17 protein-coding genes are annotated in these 16203 nt (G+C 63.9%); 16 read left to right on the top strand and 1 reads right to left on the bottom strand.

What is annotated here, in order from left to right; translation table 11 throughout:
* Nucleotide 1: 1 nt before the first annotated feature.
* Genes CQ12_RS19950 through CQ12_RS19920 form a run of 7 tightly spaced genes read left to right on the top strand, consistent with a single transcriptional unit; the run spans nt 2 to nt 5875 of the window.
* Nucleotides 2-1105, top strand: coding sequence for a carbon-phosphorus lyase complex subunit (locus CQ12_RS19950; protein WP_057837000.1), 1104 nt, complete (start codon nt 2-4; stop codon nt 1103-1105).
* Nucleotides 1102-1986, top strand: coding sequence for an alpha-D-ribose 1-methylphosphonate 5-phosphate C-P-lyase PhnJ (locus CQ12_RS19945; protein WP_057836999.1), 885 nt, complete (start codon nt 1102-1104; stop codon nt 1984-1986). The genes CQ12_RS19950 and CQ12_RS19945 overlap by 4 nt, the downstream gene beginning before the upstream one ends.
* A complete protein-coding gene (gene phnK, locus CQ12_RS19940) occupies nt 1979-2779 on the top strand; it encodes a phosphonate C-P lyase system protein PhnK (protein WP_057836998.1) in 801 nt (266 codons plus the stop codon). Before CQ12_RS19945 ends, phnK begins: the two co-directional genes overlap by 8 nt.
* A gap of 8 nt (nt 2780-2787) precedes the next feature.
* Nucleotides 2788-3486, top strand: coding sequence for a phosphonate C-P lyase system protein PhnL (gene phnL, locus CQ12_RS19935; RefSeq protein WP_057837106.1), 699 nt, complete (start codon nt 2788-2790; stop codon nt 3484-3486).
* Nucleotides 3487-3499: 13 nt separating this feature from the next.
* On the top strand, nt 3500-4654 hold the full coding sequence (locus CQ12_RS19930; RefSeq protein WP_057836997.1) for an alpha-D-ribose 1-methylphosphonate 5-triphosphate diphosphatase: 1155 nt from the start codon (nt 3500-3502) through the stop codon (nt 4652-4654).
* Nucleotides 4651-5250, top strand: a complete 600-nt coding sequence (phnN, locus tag CQ12_RS19925) for a phosphonate metabolism protein/1,5-bisphosphokinase (PRPP-forming) PhnN (RefSeq protein WP_057836996.1) — start codon at nt 4651-4653, stop codon at nt 5248-5250. Before CQ12_RS19930 ends, phnN begins: the two co-directional genes overlap by 4 nt.
* A 13-nt stretch (nt 5251-5263) precedes the next feature.
* Nucleotides 5264-5875: a pyridoxamine 5'-phosphate oxidase family protein gene (locus CQ12_RS19920; RefSeq protein WP_057836995.1), complete on the top strand. Its 612-nt coding sequence runs from the start codon at nt 5264-5266 to the stop codon at nt 5873-5875.
* A gap of 17 nt (nt 5876-5892) precedes the next feature.
* Here CQ12_RS19920 and CQ12_RS19915 read toward each other — a convergent pair whose 3' ends face one another.
* The gene (locus CQ12_RS19915) at nt 5893-6780 is read right to left on the bottom strand and encodes a LysR family transcriptional regulator (protein WP_057836994.1); all 888 of its coding nucleotides are present in this window, start codon (nt 6778-6780) and stop codon (nt 5893-5895) included.
* 104 nt (nt 6781-6884) lie between these two features.
* Between CQ12_RS19915 and CQ12_RS19910 the strand changes: the two genes are divergently transcribed.
* The 9 genes from CQ12_RS19910 to CQ12_RS19875 all read left to right on the top strand — a co-directional run bounded on the left by CQ12_RS19910 (nt 6885) and on the right by CQ12_RS19875 (nt 16092).
* A complete protein-coding gene (locus CQ12_RS19910) occupies nt 6885-8315 on the top strand; it encodes an amidase (protein WP_057836993.1) in 1431 nt (476 codons plus the stop codon).
* A gap of 69 nt (nt 8316-8384) precedes the next feature.
* Nucleotides 8385-9335, top strand: coding sequence for an ABC transporter permease (locus tag CQ12_RS19905; RefSeq protein ID WP_057836992.1), 951 nt, complete (start codon nt 8385-8387; stop codon nt 9333-9335).
* Nucleotides 9332-10228 carry an ABC transporter permease gene (locus tag CQ12_RS19900; protein ID WP_057836991.1) on the top strand — a complete coding sequence of 299 codons (897 nt, stop codon included), beginning with the start codon at nt 9332-9334 and terminating at the stop codon, nt 10226-10228. Before CQ12_RS19905 ends, CQ12_RS19900 begins: the two co-directional genes overlap by 4 nt.
* Before the next feature lie 2 nt (nt 10229-10230).
* Nucleotides 10231-11244 carry an ABC transporter ATP-binding protein gene (locus tag CQ12_RS19895; RefSeq protein ID WP_057837105.1) on the top strand — a complete coding sequence of 338 codons (1014 nt, stop codon included), beginning with the start codon at nt 10231-10233 and terminating at the stop codon, nt 11242-11244.
* Nucleotides 11241-12269, top strand: coding sequence for an ABC transporter ATP-binding protein (locus tag CQ12_RS19890; protein ID WP_083519382.1), 1029 nt, complete (start codon nt 11241-11243; stop codon nt 12267-12269). Before CQ12_RS19895 ends, CQ12_RS19890 begins: the two co-directional genes overlap by 4 nt.
* 52 nt (nt 12270-12321) lie before the next feature.
* Entirely contained in the window at nt 12322-13818 is a 1497-nt protein-coding gene (locus CQ12_RS19885) for an ABC transporter substrate-binding protein (RefSeq protein ID WP_057836990.1), read from the top strand.
* Between the two features lie 426 nt (nt 13819-14244).
* A complete protein-coding gene (locus tag CQ12_RS19880; RefSeq protein ID WP_063799780.1) occupies nt 14245-14568 on the top strand; it encodes a hypothetical protein in 324 nt (107 codons plus the stop codon).
* 283 nt (nt 14569-14851) lie between these two features.
* A complete protein-coding gene (gene pqqA, locus CQ12_RS42515; RefSeq protein WP_035728097.1) occupies nt 14852-14932 on the top strand; it encodes a pyrroloquinoline quinone precursor peptide PqqA in 81 nt (26 codons plus the stop codon).
* A 299-nt stretch (nt 14933-15231) separates the two neighbouring features.
* Entirely contained in the window at nt 15232-16092 is an 861-nt protein-coding gene (locus CQ12_RS19875; RefSeq protein ID WP_057837103.1) for a DUF6662 family protein, read from the top strand.
* Nucleotides 16093-16203 lie beyond the last annotated feature (111 nt).

Genomic DNA, 16203 nt, shown 5'->3' with positions numbered 1-16203 from the left:
GATGTATGTTGCCGTCAAGGGAGGCGAGCGCGCCATCGAGAACGCCCATCGCCTGCTGGCGCATGAGCGGCGCGGCGACCGCGATGTTCCCGAACTGTCGTTGCCTCAGATATCCGAGCAACTTTCGCTTGGTGTCGACCGCGTCATGACCGAAGGCTCGCTGTACGACCGCGAATTGGCGGCGTTGGCCATCAAGCAGGCGCGCGGCGACCTTATCGAGGCCATCTTCCTTGTGCGTGCCTTCCGCGCCACGCTGCCTCGCTTTGGCGCAACCGAGCCGGTCGATACCGGCGCGATGCAGGTACGGCGCCGGATTTCCTCGACGTTCAAGGATATTCCGGGCGGGCAGATTCTCGGTCCCACCTTCGATTACACGCATCGTTTGCTGGACCCTCAGCTTGCTGGCGGGTTTTCACCCGAAACGCCCGCCGTTGGCGAAGCATCTGCCACGGCGACCCCGCGCGTGACCGATATTCTCGGTCGTGACGGGCTGATTGAGCCATCACCGGCTGCCGACGCTGATGCTCCGGTCGGAGACTTGACGCGCGAGCCGCTGAATTTCCCGGCTGATCGTGACTTGCGCCTGCAAAATCTGGCGCGCGCCGACGAGGGTTTTCTGCTGGCGCTCGGATACTCCTCGCAGCGCGGCTATGGCCGCAACCATCCGTTTGCCGGCGAGATTCGCTTCGGCGAGGTGGAGGTCGAGTTCATGGCCGAGGATGCCGGCTTTGCCGTTCCGCTCGGCTCGATCGCGCTGACCGAATGCCAGATGGTCAACCAGTTCAAGGGTTCGGCGACGGAAGCGCCGTGTTTTACGCGCGGCTATGGCCTGGCCTTCGGGCAGAGCGAGCGCAAGACCATGTCGATGGCGCTGGTCGATCGCAGCCTGCGAGCCCGCGAGCTTGGCGAGGAGGTGATCGCGCCCGGCCAGGACGAGGAATTCGTGATGTCGCACTCGGACAATGTGCAGGCGACCGGCTTCGTCGAGCATCTGAAGCTGCCGCATTACGTGGACTTCCAGTCCGAGCTCGGCCTCTTGCGCAAATTGCGCCAGGAGTTTGCCGAGGCGAACGAGGCCCCGCAAATGCAGGAGGCCGCGGAATGAACGCGCCGGCTTACAATTTCGCCTATCTCGACGAGCAGACAAAGCGGATGATCCGCCGCGCGATCCTCAAAGCGATCGCGATCCCCGGCTATCAGGTGCCGTTCGCCAGCCGCGAAATGCCGATGCCCTACGGCTGGGGCACCGGCGGCGTGCAGGTGACGGCGGCGATCCTCGGGCCCGACGACGTGCTCAAGGTGATCGACCAGGGCTCGGACGACACCACCAACGCGATCTCGATCCGAAAGTTCTTCGGCAAGACGGCGGGCGTTGCTACGACCACCGCGACGGCGGATGCCACCGTGATCCAGACCCGGCACCGGATTCCCGAGGCGCCGCTGCACGCGGGGCAGGTGCTGGTCTATCAGGTGCCGATCCCGGAGCCGCTGCGCTTTCTGGAGCCGCGCGAGACCGAGACGCGGCGCATGCATGCGCTCGGCGAATACGGCCTGATGCATGTCAAGCTGTACGAGGATATCGCGCGCTTCGGCCATATCGCGACCTCCTATGCCTATCCGGTGAAGGTGAATGCGCGCTATGTGATGGATCCGTCGCCGACGCCGAAATTCGACAATCCGAAGATGGACGATTGCCCGGCGCTGCAACTGTTCGGCGCCGGCCGCGAGAAGCGCATCTACGCGATCCCGCCGCATACCGATGTCGTGTCGCTCGACTTCGAGGATCACCCGTTCACGCGCTACCGGTTCGACGCGCCGTGCGCGCTGTGCGGCGCCGGCGACTCCTATCTCGACGAGATCGTTACCGACGACAAGGGCGGCCGGATGTTCGTTTGTTCCGACACCGACTACTGCGAATCTCGCCAGTCGGCAGGTCATCGCGGCAGCGAGAGCGCGGCGCCGCACAAGGAGAGGGCGCATGGCTGAGCCGCAAGACGTCACGCTGGACGACGAGCCGCTGCTGGTCGCCGAACATCTCGGCAAGAATTACGGCCGGCTGACCGCCTGCCGCGACGTATCCTTTGCGCTCTTTCCCGGCGAGGTGCTGGCCATCGTCGGCGAGTCCGGATCGGGCAAGTCGACGCTCCTGCAACTGTTGTCCGCACAGCTCGCGCCGAGCGCCGGGCGGGTGTCGTACCGGATGCGGGACGGCGTGTTACGCGATCTCGCCGCGTTAGGTGAAGCCGAGCGCCGCTTTCTGTTCCGGACCGACTGGGGCTATGTGCATCAGGACCCCGCGCAGGGATTGCGGATGGCAGTCTCCGCCGGCGCCAATGTCGGCGAGCGGTTGATGGCGGTGGGCTGGAATCATTATGGCCGCATCCGCGATACCGCCTCGTCCTGGCTGGAGCGGGTCGAGATCGATACCGCGCGCATCGACGACGCGCCACGAACTTATTCGGGCGGCATGCGGCAGCGGCTGCAGATCGCGCGCAATCTCGTCACCGAGCCGCGGCTGGTGTTCATGGACGAGCCGACCGGCGGGCTCGACGTATCGGTGCAGGCGCGGCTATTGGATCTGATGCGCAACCTCGTCAGCGAACTCGGCCTTGCCGCGATCGTCGTCACCCATGATCTCGCGGTGGCGCGGCTGTTGTCGCATCGCGTGATGGTGATGAAGGGCGGCCGCGTCGTCGAAACCGGGTTGACCGATCAGGTACTCGACGATCCTCGCGAGCCCTACACCCAACTGCTTGTTTCCTCGATCCTGCCGGCATGAGCGCACCGATGACAGCGATGATCGACATCTCCAACGCCGAAAAGACCTTTACGATGCACCTGCAGGGCGGCGTCGAACTGCCCGTGGTGCGCGGTGTTTCCTTTCATGTCGAGCCGGGCGAATGCGTGGTGCTGTCGGGCCCCTCGGGCGCCGGCAAATCCTCGATCCTGAAAATGATCTTTGGCAATTACCGCTGCGATGGCGGCCGGATCGGCATCCGGCATCAGGGGGCGGTGATCGATCTTGCCACGGCCGAGCCGCGGCAGGTGCTCAGCGTGCGCCGCTCGACCATCGGCTATGTCAGCCAGTTCCTGCGGGCAGTGCCGCGGGTGGCGACGATCGATGTGGTCGCCGAGCCCCTGATCGCAAACGGGACCGCACGCGCGGAAGCGCGCGAGAAGGCCGGTGCACTGCTGCGCCGCCTCAACATTCCAGAGCGGCTGTGGGCCCTGCCGCCATCGACGTTCTCCGGCGGCGAGCAGCAGCGGGTCAATATCGCGCGCGGGTTCATTTCCGACCTGCCGATCCTGCTGCTGGATGAACCCACCGCATCGCTCGACGCGGCCAACCGCGCCGTCGTCGTCGAATTGATTGAAGAGAAAAAGCGACAGGGTGTCGCGATGGTGGCGATCGTCCATGACGATGAAATCCGCCATCTGATCGCCGATCGCGTCGTCGACGTGACGTCATTTGCCGCCGCGGCATGAAGGAAGAGGTGAGATGAACTCGAAGCACGAAACCATTCTTGGCGACGCCCGCATCGTGCTGGCCGACCGCGTGATCGAGCACGGCTGGGTCGCTTTCACCAACGGTCGCATCTTCGAGTACGGCGAGGGCAGCGCTCCGGCCGGCAGCGACGATGCTGGCGGCGACCTGATCATGCCGGGCCTGATCGAGCTGCACACCGACCATCTCGAAATGCACTATGTGCCACGCCCGAAAGTGTTCTGGGATCCGATCGCGGCAGTGGTTTCCTATGACGGGCAGTTGGCCACCTCAGGCATCACCACCGTTCTGGACTCGCTGCGGGTCTGGCGCGAGGACGGCGCCGAGGAGGTTGACGGCAGGGCTGGCGTGCTCGCGGAGGCGATCACGTCGGCGCGCGAGGCGAAGCTGCTTCGCGCCGATCACTTCCTGCATTTGCGCTGCGAAATCCCGATGCCGAGCGTGGTCGAGGAAGCCAAGGAGTTGATCGACCGGCCGGACGTGCGGCTGATGTCGCTGATGGATCACACGCCGGGGCAGCGCCAGTTCCGCGACGAGGTCAAGCTGCGCGATTATTATCGCGGCAAGGGAGGCGGGAAGACCGACGCCGAGCTCGATGCGCTGTTCGAGAAGCGCTTTGCCTATCAGAAGGCCTATGCCGCGACCAACATGCGCGAGATCGTGGCGCTCGCCCATCACTACGAGATCCCACTCGCCAGCCACGACGACACCACCGAGGAAAACGTCGCCGACGCGATCAGGGATCGGGTATCGGTGGCGGAGTTCCCGACCACGATGGAAGCCGCGCGCGGGCTGAATCAGGCGGGCATCGGCATCCTGATGGGGGCGCCGAACGTCGTGCGCGGCGGTTCGCATTCCGGCAACATCGCCGCCGTCGATCTCGCCCGCGAGGGACTGCTGGATATCCTGTCGTCCGACTATATCCCATCGAGCCTGTTGATGGCCGCGCTGCAATTGCCGAAGCACGTTGCCGCAATCGATCTGGCCTCCGCCATTCGCACCGTGACCAAGACGCCCGCCGAAGCCGTGGGCCTTGCGGACCGTGGCGAGATCGCGCCCGGCAAGCGCGCCGATCTGATCCGGGTGCATGTCGCCCGCGACGTTCCGGTGGTGCGGAGCGTCTGGCGGGAAGGGCGGCGGGTCGCATGACGGAGACGCTGACGCCAACAACGACAGATCAGACCGCTGCGATCGGGCCGGGCCGGTTGGTGCTCGTGGTTGGCCCAAGCGGTGCCGGCAAGGATACGTTGCTCGGCCTTGCCAAGGCAGCGTGTGCTGATGACGGCAATGTCGTCTTTCCGCGCCGTGTGATTACGCGCGAAGCGTCGGCATCGGAGGAGAACGAAGAGGTCAGCCTCGGCATGTTCCAGGAGGCGTTGAAGTGTGGCGAATATGCCATGCACTGGGAAGCCCACGGCCACTGCTATGCCCTGTCGCGCGCGATCGATAACGAAATCCGTGCCGGACGAACGATCGTTGCCAACATATCGCGCACCGTGATCGGTGCGACGCGCCGCGCCTATGCTGACGTGGTGGTGGTTTCGATCACGGCGCCGCCGGACGTTCTGGCCGAGCGGCTTGCGATGCGCCGACGAAGCAGCGACGGCAAGCTCGCATCCCGGCTGGGTCGCACGGTGGAGGATGAAGCGGCCGCGCCGGACGTCACCATCGTCAACACCGGCAGTGCCGAATACCATGCCCGCCAGTTGGTCCGCGTTATCAGGAATGAGAAATGGCACGAGTGAAAGGAAACCGGAAATGACCGTTGTCGCGACCATAGAGCAGCTTGAGGCCATTTATGGCTTTCCTGGCGATGCCTCGACGGTCAAGGTCGCCGACCGTGTCACGCCGGCCTATCGGGCGCTTATGGACAAGTCACCATTCGCGGCGCTCGCGACCTGCGGGCCGGAAGGGCTGGATTGCTCGCCGCGGGGGGACTTGCCGGGCTTCGTTCGTATCCACGACGAGAAGACGCTGATGATGCCGGACCGTCGCGGCAACAACCGTTGCGATTCCTTGCGCAACATCGTGCGCGATCCGCGGGTGGCGCTCCTGTTCCTGATCCCGGGCTCCGGCAGCACGCTGCGCATCAACGGCCGCGCGCATGTCTCGGCCGATCCGGATCTGCTCGCCTCGTTCAAGATGGAGGGCAAGGCACCGCGCACCGTTATCGTTATGACGGTCGAGGAAGTCTACTTCCAGTGCGCGCGCGCCATCGTGCGCTCCGATCTCTGGAATCCCGACAAGCGTGTCGATCCCAAGAGTTTGCCCACGCCTGGCCAGATCCTTGCCGAGATGAGCGACAACACCGTCGGCGGCGAGAAATACGACCGTGAATGGCCGGAGCGCGCGCGGCAGACCATGTGGTGATCGACGCTTGACGGCGATCAGACCTGCCGGATCACCTTTTCCGCGCATTTGAGAAAATTCCGGACCAGCGGATTGAGAGAATCCCGTCGCCAGCAAACCGCGACGTCGATGGCGTCGTCGGCATCGACGAAGGGCCTGAACACGACGCCAGTCGGGCATCCAAGTTGCGCGCAGGCGGGAACGATCGCCATACCTTCGCCGGCGAGCACGAGGCTGAGCGCGGAGTGGACCGTCTCGACCCGGTTAGCAACCGGCATGCTGACCTGATGCCGCCTCAGGAGCGATGCCACGACAGACGTTGCGGGATCTTCGGCCGGCCAGGGCAGGCTGATCAGTGGACGCCCCTGCAGTTTTTTCACCGGCACTGCCGTGGCGCGCGCCAGCGACGAGCTGGCAGGCAATGCAAGCATCAATCGCTGCGTTCCGATGTTGGAGGCCTCGATCTCAATGTGGCGAATTGCAGGCATGCACAGTGCGACCGTCACGCTGTGATCCAGCAGCCGAGCCTCACGTGTCGATGCGCTCAGTTCTATGAACTCCAGGTCGATTTTCGGAAGCGACCGACGTAGTTCTGGAATGAGCTTCGGCAACACCGCGTGAGCAAGCGCGAACATGTAACCGACCGACAATCTTCCCCGGCGCCCCGCCGCCACCGCGCGGGCTGCCTCGAAGCCCTCAGCCGTCAGGGCCAGCGCTTCACGCGCCCGCGACAGCAAGGCGCGGCCGGCCGCCGTCGGCTCCATTCCCCGCGCGCCCCGGCGAAACAGCGGGGTGCCAACTTCCGATTCCAGTTTGCGGATCTGCACCGATAGCGGCGGCTGCGCCATGCGCAGGCGTACGGCCGCCCGGCCGACGCTGCGCTCTTCGGCTACGGCAACGAAATAGCGGAGACGCCGGAGGTCCATTTTTGCTATACCGAAATCGTATGGGTCAGTTGTGCGATGGTATTGGACGTAAAGTCAATCCGAATGTCATCTTTACGTCATTCGACCATGGGGACTTTGGCGCGATGAGTGACGAACTGTGCTTCCTGTCCGCGACCGAACTGCGTGCGCGGATCGCGGCCAAGGATGTTTCACCGGTCGAGATTACGCGTGCCGTGCTGGCGCGTGCCGAGCGGCTGCAGCCCGAATTGAACTGCTTCATCACGCTGTGTGGCGAGGAGGCGATGGCCGAGGCACGGGAGGCGGAGCGCAAGATCATGGCCGGGGAGCCGCTGGGCCTCCTTCACGGCATTCCCTACACCGCCAAAGATCTGGTCAACACCAGGGGCGTGCGCACCACCTTCGGCGCGGTGCCCTACAAGGACAACGTTCCTGACCATGATGCGGTCGCGGTGGCGCGAATGCGGGCAGCGGGTGCCATCCTCTTGGGCAAGACCACGACGCCGGAGTTCGGCACCAAGTGCCTGAACGACTCGCCGCTGTTCGGCCGCACGCGCAATGCCTGGAGCGGCGCGCGTTCGAGCGGTGGTTCAAGCGGGGGTGCGGCGGTTGCGGTTGCCAGCGGCATCGCTCCTCTTGCGATTGCTTCGGACGGGGGCGGCTCGACGCGGATTCCGGCAGCCTGCAACGGCGTTGTCGGGCTGAAGCAAAGCAACGGCGTCATTCCCCACAGCCAGGTGCAGGACGCGTTCGGCAACCAGACCTATGTGACGCCGACGACGCGCACCGTCGCGGATACCGCCTTGATGATGCAGGCGATGTCGGGGGAGGACGCCTCCGACCCGTGGTCGATCGGATTCCCGCAGTGGAATTTTGTCGACGGAGCGGCGCCGAACGGCGACCTGCGCGGGCGCAAAATTGCATTCTGTCTTGCGCCGCTCGGCCGGCCGGTTGCAGCCGATGTCGCCGCGGCATTCAAGGTCGCGTTGGCGAGGCTCGAGGCCCTCGGGGCTGAGGTGGAGGAGATGCCCGGCGAGGGGTTTGAAGTGGAGCCGATCTGGCGCGCCATCAATCACACTGCCTGGCGCGCGCGGTTCGAGAAGCTCGCGGCCGATCATGGCGATGATCTGAGCGAGACCTTCATGAAGCAGCTGGCGCTGGCCACGAAGGTCAGCGGTGTTGACTATCAGCGGGCGATGTTTGACCGTACGGCGCTGTTCCGGCGGATCCAGACCCTGATGCAACGGGCGGACATACTCGCGATGCCGACCATCACCCGCACCGCGCTTCCGATCGACCAGGATCTGTTCGGTACGATCGAAATCGACGGGCGGGTATTCAGTGACGTGCGGCCGAGCTGGTTTCCCTGGACCATGCCGTTCAACATGACCGGGCATCCTGCCGTCAGTCTGCCCTGCGGCTTCGATGCGGAAGGTCTGCCGATCGGCATCCAGTTGGTCGGACAATTCCGCGGAGATATCGAGTTGCTGCGCGTCAGCGCGCTGTTCGAGGCTTCGCAAGATCTGCTCGGCCGGTGGCCGAGCCTGGCAGGATAAGTGACAATGCGGCTGCCGTTACACTTGATAGCTAACAAGAGGCTCGCCGCTAACAGGGGAATAAGGGACTTGAGCGTCTTCATTTTCCGCCGTTTTCTGACGCTGATTGCGACGCTGCTCGGCGCGTCGCTGATCATCTTCCTCGTTCTGGATGCCTTGCCCGGCAACGCCGCGCAGATGCTGATGGGCGCGGATGCCTCGCCCGATGCAGTACGCGCGCTGACGATCAAGCTCGGGCTCGATCAACCGCTCTACTATCGATACGTCCACTGGATCATGGGGCTTCTGACAGGCGATCTCGGCAACAGCTATGTCTATGGCACGCCGGTTGCAGGATTGATTGCGGAGCGCCTCACGCTCACCATTCCACTGGCGATCATGTCCATGTCCATGACGGTCGTGCTGGCGCTCTCTGCCGGCATCTATACGGCGGCCAATCACAACAAGCTCGGCGATGTCGGCGTGATGTCGCTGACGCAGTTCGGCATCGCGCTTCCCAATTTTTGGTTCGCCATCCTGCTCATTCTTTTGTTCTCGGTGAAGCTGCAATGGCTCTCGGCCGGCGGATTTGCGGGATGGGACGAAAGCATACTGGCCGGGATCAAGTCGCTGCTGCTGCCTGCGATCTCGCTATCGGTGGTGCAGGCGGCGATCCTCGCCCGCGTCACGCGCTCCGCCGTGCTCGAGGTGTTGCGCGAGGATTTCGTGCGCACCGCGCGCGCCAAGGGCTTGAGCAAGCGCGACGTCTTGTGGCGGCATGTGCTGCGCAACGCGATGATCCCTGTCATGACGATCATGGGTCTGCAGTTCGCCAATCTGCTGGCGGGCACGATCGTGATCGAGAACGTGTTCTATCTGCCGGGTCTCGGCCGGCTGATCTTCCAGTCGATCGCCAACCGCGACCTGATCGTGGTGCGCAACTGCGTAATGCTGCTGGCGGGAGTCGTCGTCATCGTCAACTTCGTGGTCGATGTGCTCTATGCCTTCATCGATCCGCGCATCAAGGTGCACAACCTATGAGCACGCCGATGAGTGCATCGATTGAAGTTGGGGCCGCCACCGCGCGGCCGCAGGCCCCAACCGGCTTCTGGCGCCGTGCGCTGCGCCATCGCAGCTTTGTCATTGGCGGCACGCTCAGCCTGATGGTGCTTGGCGCCGCCTTGCTGTCGCTGGTTTGGACGCCGTGGTCGGCCTATGAAATCGACGTGGCCTCCAAGCTGCGGCCACCATCGGCCGCGCACTGGCTCGGCACCGATGTACTCGGCCGCGACATCGTTTCGCTGCTGCTGGTCGGCGCCCGCTCCACCATCATGGTCGGCATCATCGCCGTCGGGATCGGTATCACTTTTGGGGTGTCGCTTGGGCTGCTCGCCGCAGCGCGCAAGGGGTGGACCGAAGAGATCATCATGCGGATGAGCGACTTCACCTTCGCATTTCCCGCGGTGCTCTCGGCCATCATGCTGGCCGCCGTCGCAGGTCCGGGCATGGTGACCTCGATCACCGCCATCGGCATCTTCCAGATTCCGACCCTGGTCCGGCTGACCCGTGGATCGGCCAATGCGATCTGGGCACGGGAGTTCGTGCTGGCCGCGCGCGCCTCGGGCAAGGGCGGTTTCCGCATCACCATCGAGCACGTGTTGCCGAACGTCCTGCCGATCCTGATCGTGCAGGCGACAATCCAGTTCGCGCTGGCGATCCTGGCCGAAGCGGCGCTGTCCTATCTCGGGCTCGGCACGCAGCCACCGCAACCATCCTGGGGCCGGATGCTGAACGACGCGCAGACGCTGCTGTTCCAGTCGCCGATGCTCGCGGTCTATCCGGGCGCTGCGATCGCGATCGCCGTGCTCGGCCTCAACCTCCTTGGCGACGGATTGCGCGATCTGCTCGATCCCCGGTTGGCACGGGAGCGTTGAAGATGAGCGGGTCCATCAACACGCCGCTGATCGAGGTCAGGGATCTCGGTATCAGGCTCAACACCAGCCGCGGTCCCGCACAGGCTGTTCGCGGCGTCAGCTTCTCGCTCAAGCGAGGGGAAACGCTGGGTCTCGTCGGTGAATCCGGATGCGGTAAATCCGTGACCGCGCTCGCGCTGATGGGTCTCTTACCCGACAGCGCCGTCGTCAGCGGCAGTATCCGCCTCGACGGCAGCGAACTGGTGGGCCTGTCGGATGCGAATTACGGCAAGCTGCGCGGCAATCGCATCAGCATGATCTTCCAGGAGCCGATGACCGCGCTCAATCCGATGCACACGATCGGGCGCCAGGTGGCCGAGCCGCTGCGCCGCCATACCAATTGCTCGGCGGCCGAGGCACGCAAGGAAGCCATTGCCTTGCTCGATCGCGTCGGGCTTCCCGATGCGGCCAAACGCGTCGATGCTTATCCGCACCAGTTCTCCGGGGGGCAGCGACAGCGCGTCACCATTGCCATGGCGTTGGCCTGCCAGCCCGATGTGCTGATCGCCGATGAGCCGACCACGGCGCTCGACGTCACCATCCAGGGGCAGATCCTCGACCTGATCGCGGGCCTTGTTGCCGAACGGGGCATGTCGATGATCCTGATCTCGCACGATCTCGGTGTCATTGCCGAGAATGTGCAGCGCATGATGGTGATGTATGGCGGCACCGTCGTCGAGAGCGGCGCGACGAATGCCGTGTTCACGCGGATGGGGCATCCCTATACGCAGGGCCTGTTCCGCGCGCGTCCGCGCCTTGGTGCGCGCAAGGGTACAAGGCTGCAAACTATCGCCGGCACCGTACCCGAACTTGCCGATCTGCCCTCGGGCTGCACCTTCGCCGATCGTTGCGCGATCGTCGAGGATCGCTGTCGCATGGCGCTGCCGGCCGTGGTTGATGTCAGCGCCGGCCATGGCGTGCGCTGCGTCAGGACGGATGTTTCAATGGCCGAGGCGGTCGGAGCGGTGGGGGCATGACCATGCTGCAGCAGACGTCGTCACCCGCCGAACTGCCGCTGCTCGATGTCAAGGATCTGGTGCAGCGCTACACGCTGCCGCGCGAAAGCATGTTCAAGCCGGCTGGGCAGGTGCATGCGCTCAACGGCGTCACCGCGCGGGTGATGGCCGGCCGGAGCCTCGGCGTGGTCGGCGAGTCCGGATCGGGCAAGTCGACCTTTGCGCGGCTGGTGATGGCGCTGGAACAGCCATCGTCGGGGTCCGTATCGCTGATGGGCCGCGACCTCAACCGGATGCCGGCCGGCGAACTCCGCCGCGCCCGCCGCGATTTCCAGATGGTGTTTCAGGATCCCTATGGCTCGCTGGACCCGCGGCAGACCATCGCGCGCATCGTTGCGGAGCCTTTGACCGCGCTCGGGCGCATGGACCGGGCCACGCTGCGAGGGCGTGTTGCCGGCGTGCTGCGGCAGGTCGGGCTACGCGACGCCGACATGGACAAGTTTCCGCATGAGTTTTCCGGCGGCCAGCGCCAGCGCATCGCGATTGCGCGCGCGCTGATCACGCAGCCGAAACTGATCGTCGCCGACGAACCCGTCAGCGCGCTCGACGTCTCGGTGCAGGCGCAGGTGCTCAATCTCCTGCAGGATCTGCAGGATCAGTTTGGCTTGAGCTACATTCTGATCAGCCATGATCTCGCCGTCGTCGATTATCTCTGCGACGAGATCGCGGTGATGTATCTCGGCCGGATCGTCGAGCAGGGGAGCCCTGAGGATCTGTTCGCGCATTGTGCCCACCCATATACACGGGCGTTGCTCGAGGCCGTGCCGCGCGCAAGTGCCGGCGGGACACGCCGCCGTCGCGGGGCGCAATCGATCGCGTCCCAGTCGACCGGCGCGACAGGATGCGCCTATGCGTCGCGCTGTCCGCTGGCCGACCAGTATTGCCGCGACACCGCGCCGGCGCTACGCAACGTCGGTACGGCGCACCTTGCCGCCTGCCACCACGCCGAAGCCGTGATGGCGTTACCGCCAGCAGCGGGGGGTTAGCCTTTTCTGTGGGACTGCACTAGGTTGTGTGAAATACGTCGGGGGAGCAGATATGCTGAAAAAACTGACCATTTTCGCGGTGGCCGCAGCGTTCGCTGCAATGCCGCTGCCGAGTCTGGCGCAAGGCAAGAAGGACAGCGTCGTCATGGCGATGACGCTGGAGCCGCCGGGGCTCGATCCCACCAACGCAGCAGCCGCGGCGATCGCCGAGGTCACGCTCTATAACCTCTACGAGACGCTGACCAAGATCAACGAGGACGGTTCGGTATCGCCGCTGCTCGCTGAGAGCTGGCAGGCGTCGGCCGACCTGAAGACCTATACGTTCAAGCTCCGCAAGGGCGTCAAATTCCACAATGGCGAGCCGTTCGATTCCGCGGCGGTGAAGTTCTCCTACGACCGCAACGCGGCGCCAACCTCTACCAACAAGGACAAGAGTCTGTATCAGGCGTTTGAGTCAGTCGCCGCGCCCGATGCGGAAACGATTGTCGTCGTTGTGAAATATTCCGAACCGAACCTGCCGTTCCTGCTCGGGCAGGCGGGCGGTTCGATCGTCGAGCCGAAGAGCGCACCGACCAATGCGACGCAGCCGGTCGGCACCGGCCCCTACACGCTCGGCGCCTGGGCAAAGGGGTCGTCGCTCACCCTGAACAAATGGCCGGCTTATCGCAACGCCGGCGCGATCAAGCTTTCCAAGGTCACCATCCGCTTCATTCCCGATCCCGCCGCGCAGGTTGCTGCGCTGCTGTCCGGGGACGTCGATGCGATTCCGCGCGCGCCGGTGCAGCGCAGCGTGGCGCAGTTCAAGGCCGATCCTCGCTTCAATGTGCTGATCGGCGGCTCCAGGGCCAAGACCATCGTCGGCATCAACGGACGCAGAAAGCCGCTCGACGATGTGCGGGTGCGCCGCGCCATCCTTGCCGCCATCGACCGCAAGGCGATGATCGACGGCGCCGTCGACGGCTTCGGTGCGCCGATCGGCAGCTTCTATACGCCGGCGTCGCTGGGCTATGTCGACACGACAGGCATCAATCCCTATGACCCCGAAAAGGCCAAGAAGCTGCTCGCGGAAGCCGGCGTGAAGATGCCGCTAGAGCTGAGTCTCAAGCTGCCGCCGCCGCCTTACGCGCGGCAGGGCGGCGAAGTCCTCGCGGCGCAACTCGCCAAGGTCGGTATCATCGCCAAGATCGAGAACGTCGAATGGGCGCAGTGGCTGTCACAGGTGTTTGCCGGTAACGGCCCGCACAATTTCGATCTCACCATCGTCTCGCATGTCGAGCCGTTCGATCTCGTGAAGATTACCGAGCCCGACTACTATCTTGGCTACAACAACGAAGCCTTCAACGCGCTCTACGAGAAGATCAGGGCAACGCCGGTCGAGGCTGAACGCGCCAAGCTGCTCGGCGACGCGCAGCGCATGCTGGCGACCGACGCGGTGGCCGGCTTCCTGTTCCAGCCGCAATGGATCACCGTTGCGAACAAGAAGCTGAAGGGCGTGTGGAAGGAAGTCCCGCAGTTCGAGAACGACTTCTCCGCCTGGTCCTGGGAATAGCCGCGGCCGGGCACGACAAGCGGGATCGCCGATCATCCCGACGGAGAGTGCGGGCAATTGCTTGGGCGCGGCTTGCTGCCGCGCTTGTCGGCCGGCACGTTGCAATTGTCGATCCGCTGTTCGTCCATCCACTTTCTTCCCGTGCGCTCTTTTCCGGTTAGCGATGACGCGCCAGCGGGCGGGGTTGTCGCTGAACTCGGAGCGGTTTGGTCAGGTTGCCTGTCCTGCGCGAAGGCTCCCTGTGCAAGGCAGAGCACGAGAAGAAGGCTGATCAACGCTTGGCTGTTTGGTTCCATCGGATGTCCTCACCGAGACCGGAAACGTCAGATTAAACCCGCCGATATTCACGTCGCCACCCGGAACCTGCAGACAATGGGTCGGTTGCCTCTCGTCACGTTGTGCGCGCTCACGCGAAAGGAGAGACAGATGAAGATGAAACATCTCATTCTTGCCGGTTGCTCCGTGCTGGTCTTGAGCACTGGTGTTGCACTGGCAGGCCCCTGTGATACGGGCCGCGCCGCCAACCTGAAGGACGCGGGCTCCGGACCTGCCCAGACGGGCGACAGTCAGACGACGGGTATGGCCGCCAATACCGGTCAACATCCGCCGACCGGTACGATGAATAAATCGGCCGGAGACGTTGCTGCATCGTCGCAGGATACACAGCGCCAGATGCAGGGCGAACCGACGGCAGCACAGCGGGCCGAAGGCGCCAAGGGTGACAAGAAAGTCGCAGACAAGGATTGCTAAGGCGTAGAGCTAACGCTGTGACAGACGTCGCCGCGTCAGTGGGTTCTTCGTCCGGCAGCAGGTAAGCGGACGAGCAGCAGTGATCGATGCGGCGCTGCGTCGATCCGCCGCTTTGGCCGCCTTGCCCAAGAGCGAAGTAGCCTTGCCCAAGAGCGAAATGCCCGACGCCCGAAGTGTGCCGATTCATCAACGTTCGATGTTCCGGCGCTTGCGCTACGTTCGAGGGCAACCTAGTTTCGATGGCGGCACGAGGTCGTGTCAACACTTGCTTGGGAGGACCCCGATGAGTTGGAAGACTCCGAAGATTGTGGAAGTGTCGGTGGGCATGGAAATCAACATGTACGCCTGCGCGGCGCGTAAATAATAAACGCGCCGAAACGGTCTGCCCGGTTCCGGCAACACCTGTTGCTGTGGGCCGGGCAAGCTGCGCGATCCCGGAAAATTTTCCGCTCGCCTGCAGAGGGCAAAAATCCGCCAAACTGGACAGGAATTTCTCGGGCGGCCGTCGATATTGACGGCGCCCCGGCCGGATTGCACGTCGTTTCGCTCACATTCCAGATGTTCCGATGGCTCGCCGATGATCCCTGCGCCATGCTAGGGTATGTCCTCGGCCAACGACGGATTCTGTCTCTCAACCCAATGACCCGCTGAATGCGAATGTCGATGCGTGCAAAGACTTTACCGTCGGCGGTCGTGTTTCTTGCTGCGCTGCTGCCAGCCTGCGTTCATGCCGAGGGCATCGATACCGAGCATATTTTCGGCTTCATGATTGGTACTGATGTCGGCAGTGTTGGCGAACGGGAATTTCAAACCGAGACGACCGGGCGTTTCGGCAGGAGCGGCGGCACCTATCGGGCACTCGGTCAGGAGTTCGAGCTCGAGTTCGTACCGGTCAAGAACCTTCGAGTCGAGGTCGGCAGCACGTTTGCATCGCATCTGATCAGCGGCGTGCCAGGGCTTGACGATCAGCGCCGGCTGTCGTGGCAGGGCGCGTCGATCGATTTTCGCTACCGTTTTCTCAATCGGGAGACGGCACCGTTCGGGCTCACCTTCGCGACAGAAGTGCACGCGCATCGCGCCGATGAAACGACGGCCGAACCGGTGCGGAGTTTCGGGACGGAATTCAGGCTGGCATTCGATCGGGAGCTGGTGCCGGATCGCGTCATTGCGGCGTTCAACCTGATCTACGAACCGGAGTGGACGCGCGTGCTCGGCAGTAGCGCGATCGAGCGCGACTCCACGGCAGGCGCGGCGCTTGGGGTTCTGGCGCAGGTGCGGCCCGGTTTTCTGCTGGGCGGCGAGGCGCGATACTTGCGAAAGTATGAGGGGATCGGCCTGGAGGAGCTTGCAGGGCAGGCGCTGTTTGTTGGTCCGACAGCGTATTTCCAGTTGTCGAAGCGCTCGCGGCTGACCGCGAGTTGGAGCGTCCAGGCGTGGGGGCGTCCGGCGGGGTCAACTGCCGGCCTGGATCTCATGAATTTCGACCGCCACCAGGCGCGGCTGATATTTGGCGTTAACTTCTAACGCTGGGAGGGCGTGGCCCGAGTTCCGGCTTTTTCACGTTGTAGTGAAACTTTGTGCCGCTGATTACAGTATCTCTTTGCGTTATCATCCGGGAACTGTTCAAGGGATCTC

The sequence above is a fragment of the Bradyrhizobium jicamae genome (assembly GCF_001440395.1).
GTDB lineage: Bacteria > Pseudomonadota > Alphaproteobacteria > Rhizobiales > Xanthobacteraceae > Bradyrhizobium > Bradyrhizobium jicamae.
Note: the sequence above shows the minus strand (reverse complement) of the source record. Positions and strands in the feature narration are given on the sequence as shown.

What these genes read in the sequence shown, in the direction of transcription:
- CQ12_RS19950 (WP_057837000.1), top strand. Translation starts at nt 2, where the DNA reads ATGTATGTTGCCGTCAAGGGAGGCGAGCGCGCCATCGAGAACGCCCAT.
- CQ12_RS19945 (WP_057836999.1), top strand. Translation starts at nt 1,102, where the DNA reads ATGAACGCGCCGGCTTACAATTTCGCCTATCTCGACGAGCAGACAAAG.
- phnK (WP_057836998.1), top strand. Translation starts at nt 1,979, where the DNA reads ATGGCTGAGCCGCAAGACGTCACGCTGGACGACGAGCCGCTGCTGGTC.
- phnL (WP_057837106.1), top strand. Translation starts at nt 2,788, where the DNA reads ATGACAGCGATGATCGACATCTCCAACGCCGAAAAGACCTTTACGATG.
- CQ12_RS19930 (WP_057836997.1), top strand. Translation starts at nt 3,500, where the DNA reads ATGAACTCGAAGCACGAAACCATTCTTGGCGACGCCCGCATCGTGCTG.
- phnN (WP_057836996.1), top strand. Translation starts at nt 4,651, where the DNA reads ATGACGGAGACGCTGACGCCAACAACGACAGATCAGACCGCTGCGATC.
- CQ12_RS19920 (WP_057836995.1), top strand. Translation starts at nt 5,264, where the DNA reads ATGACCGTTGTCGCGACCATAGAGCAGCTTGAGGCCATTTATGGCTTT.
- CQ12_RS19915 (WP_057836994.1), bottom strand. Translation starts at nt 6,780, where the DNA reads ATGGACCTCCGGCGTCTCCGCTATTTCGTTGCCGTAGCCGAAGAGCGC.
- CQ12_RS19910 (WP_057836993.1), top strand. Translation starts at nt 6,885, where the DNA reads ATGAGTGACGAACTGTGCTTCCTGTCCGCGACCGAACTGCGTGCGCGG.
- CQ12_RS19900 (WP_057836991.1), top strand. Translation starts at nt 9,332, where the DNA reads ATGAGCACGCCGATGAGTGCATCGATTGAAGTTGGGGCCGCCACCGCG.
- CQ12_RS19895 (WP_057837105.1), top strand. Translation starts at nt 10,231, where the DNA reads ATGAGCGGGTCCATCAACACGCCGCTGATCGAGGTCAGGGATCTCGGT.
- CQ12_RS19890 (WP_083519382.1), top strand. Translation starts at nt 11,241, where the DNA reads ATGACCATGCTGCAGCAGACGTCGTCACCCGCCGAACTGCCGCTGCTC.
- CQ12_RS19885 (WP_057836990.1), top strand. Translation starts at nt 12,322, where the DNA reads ATGCTGAAAAAACTGACCATTTTCGCGGTGGCCGCAGCGTTCGCTGCA.
- CQ12_RS19880 (WP_063799780.1), top strand. Translation starts at nt 14,245, where the DNA reads ATGAAGATGAAACATCTCATTCTTGCCGGTTGCTCCGTGCTGGTCTTG.
- pqqA (WP_035728097.1), top strand. Translation starts at nt 14,852, where the DNA reads ATGAGTTGGAAGACTCCGAAGATTGTGGAAGTGTCGGTGGGCATGGAA.
- CQ12_RS19875 (WP_057837103.1), top strand. Translation starts at nt 15,232, where the DNA reads ATGCGTGCAAAGACTTTACCGTCGGCGGTCGTGTTTCTTGCTGCGCTG.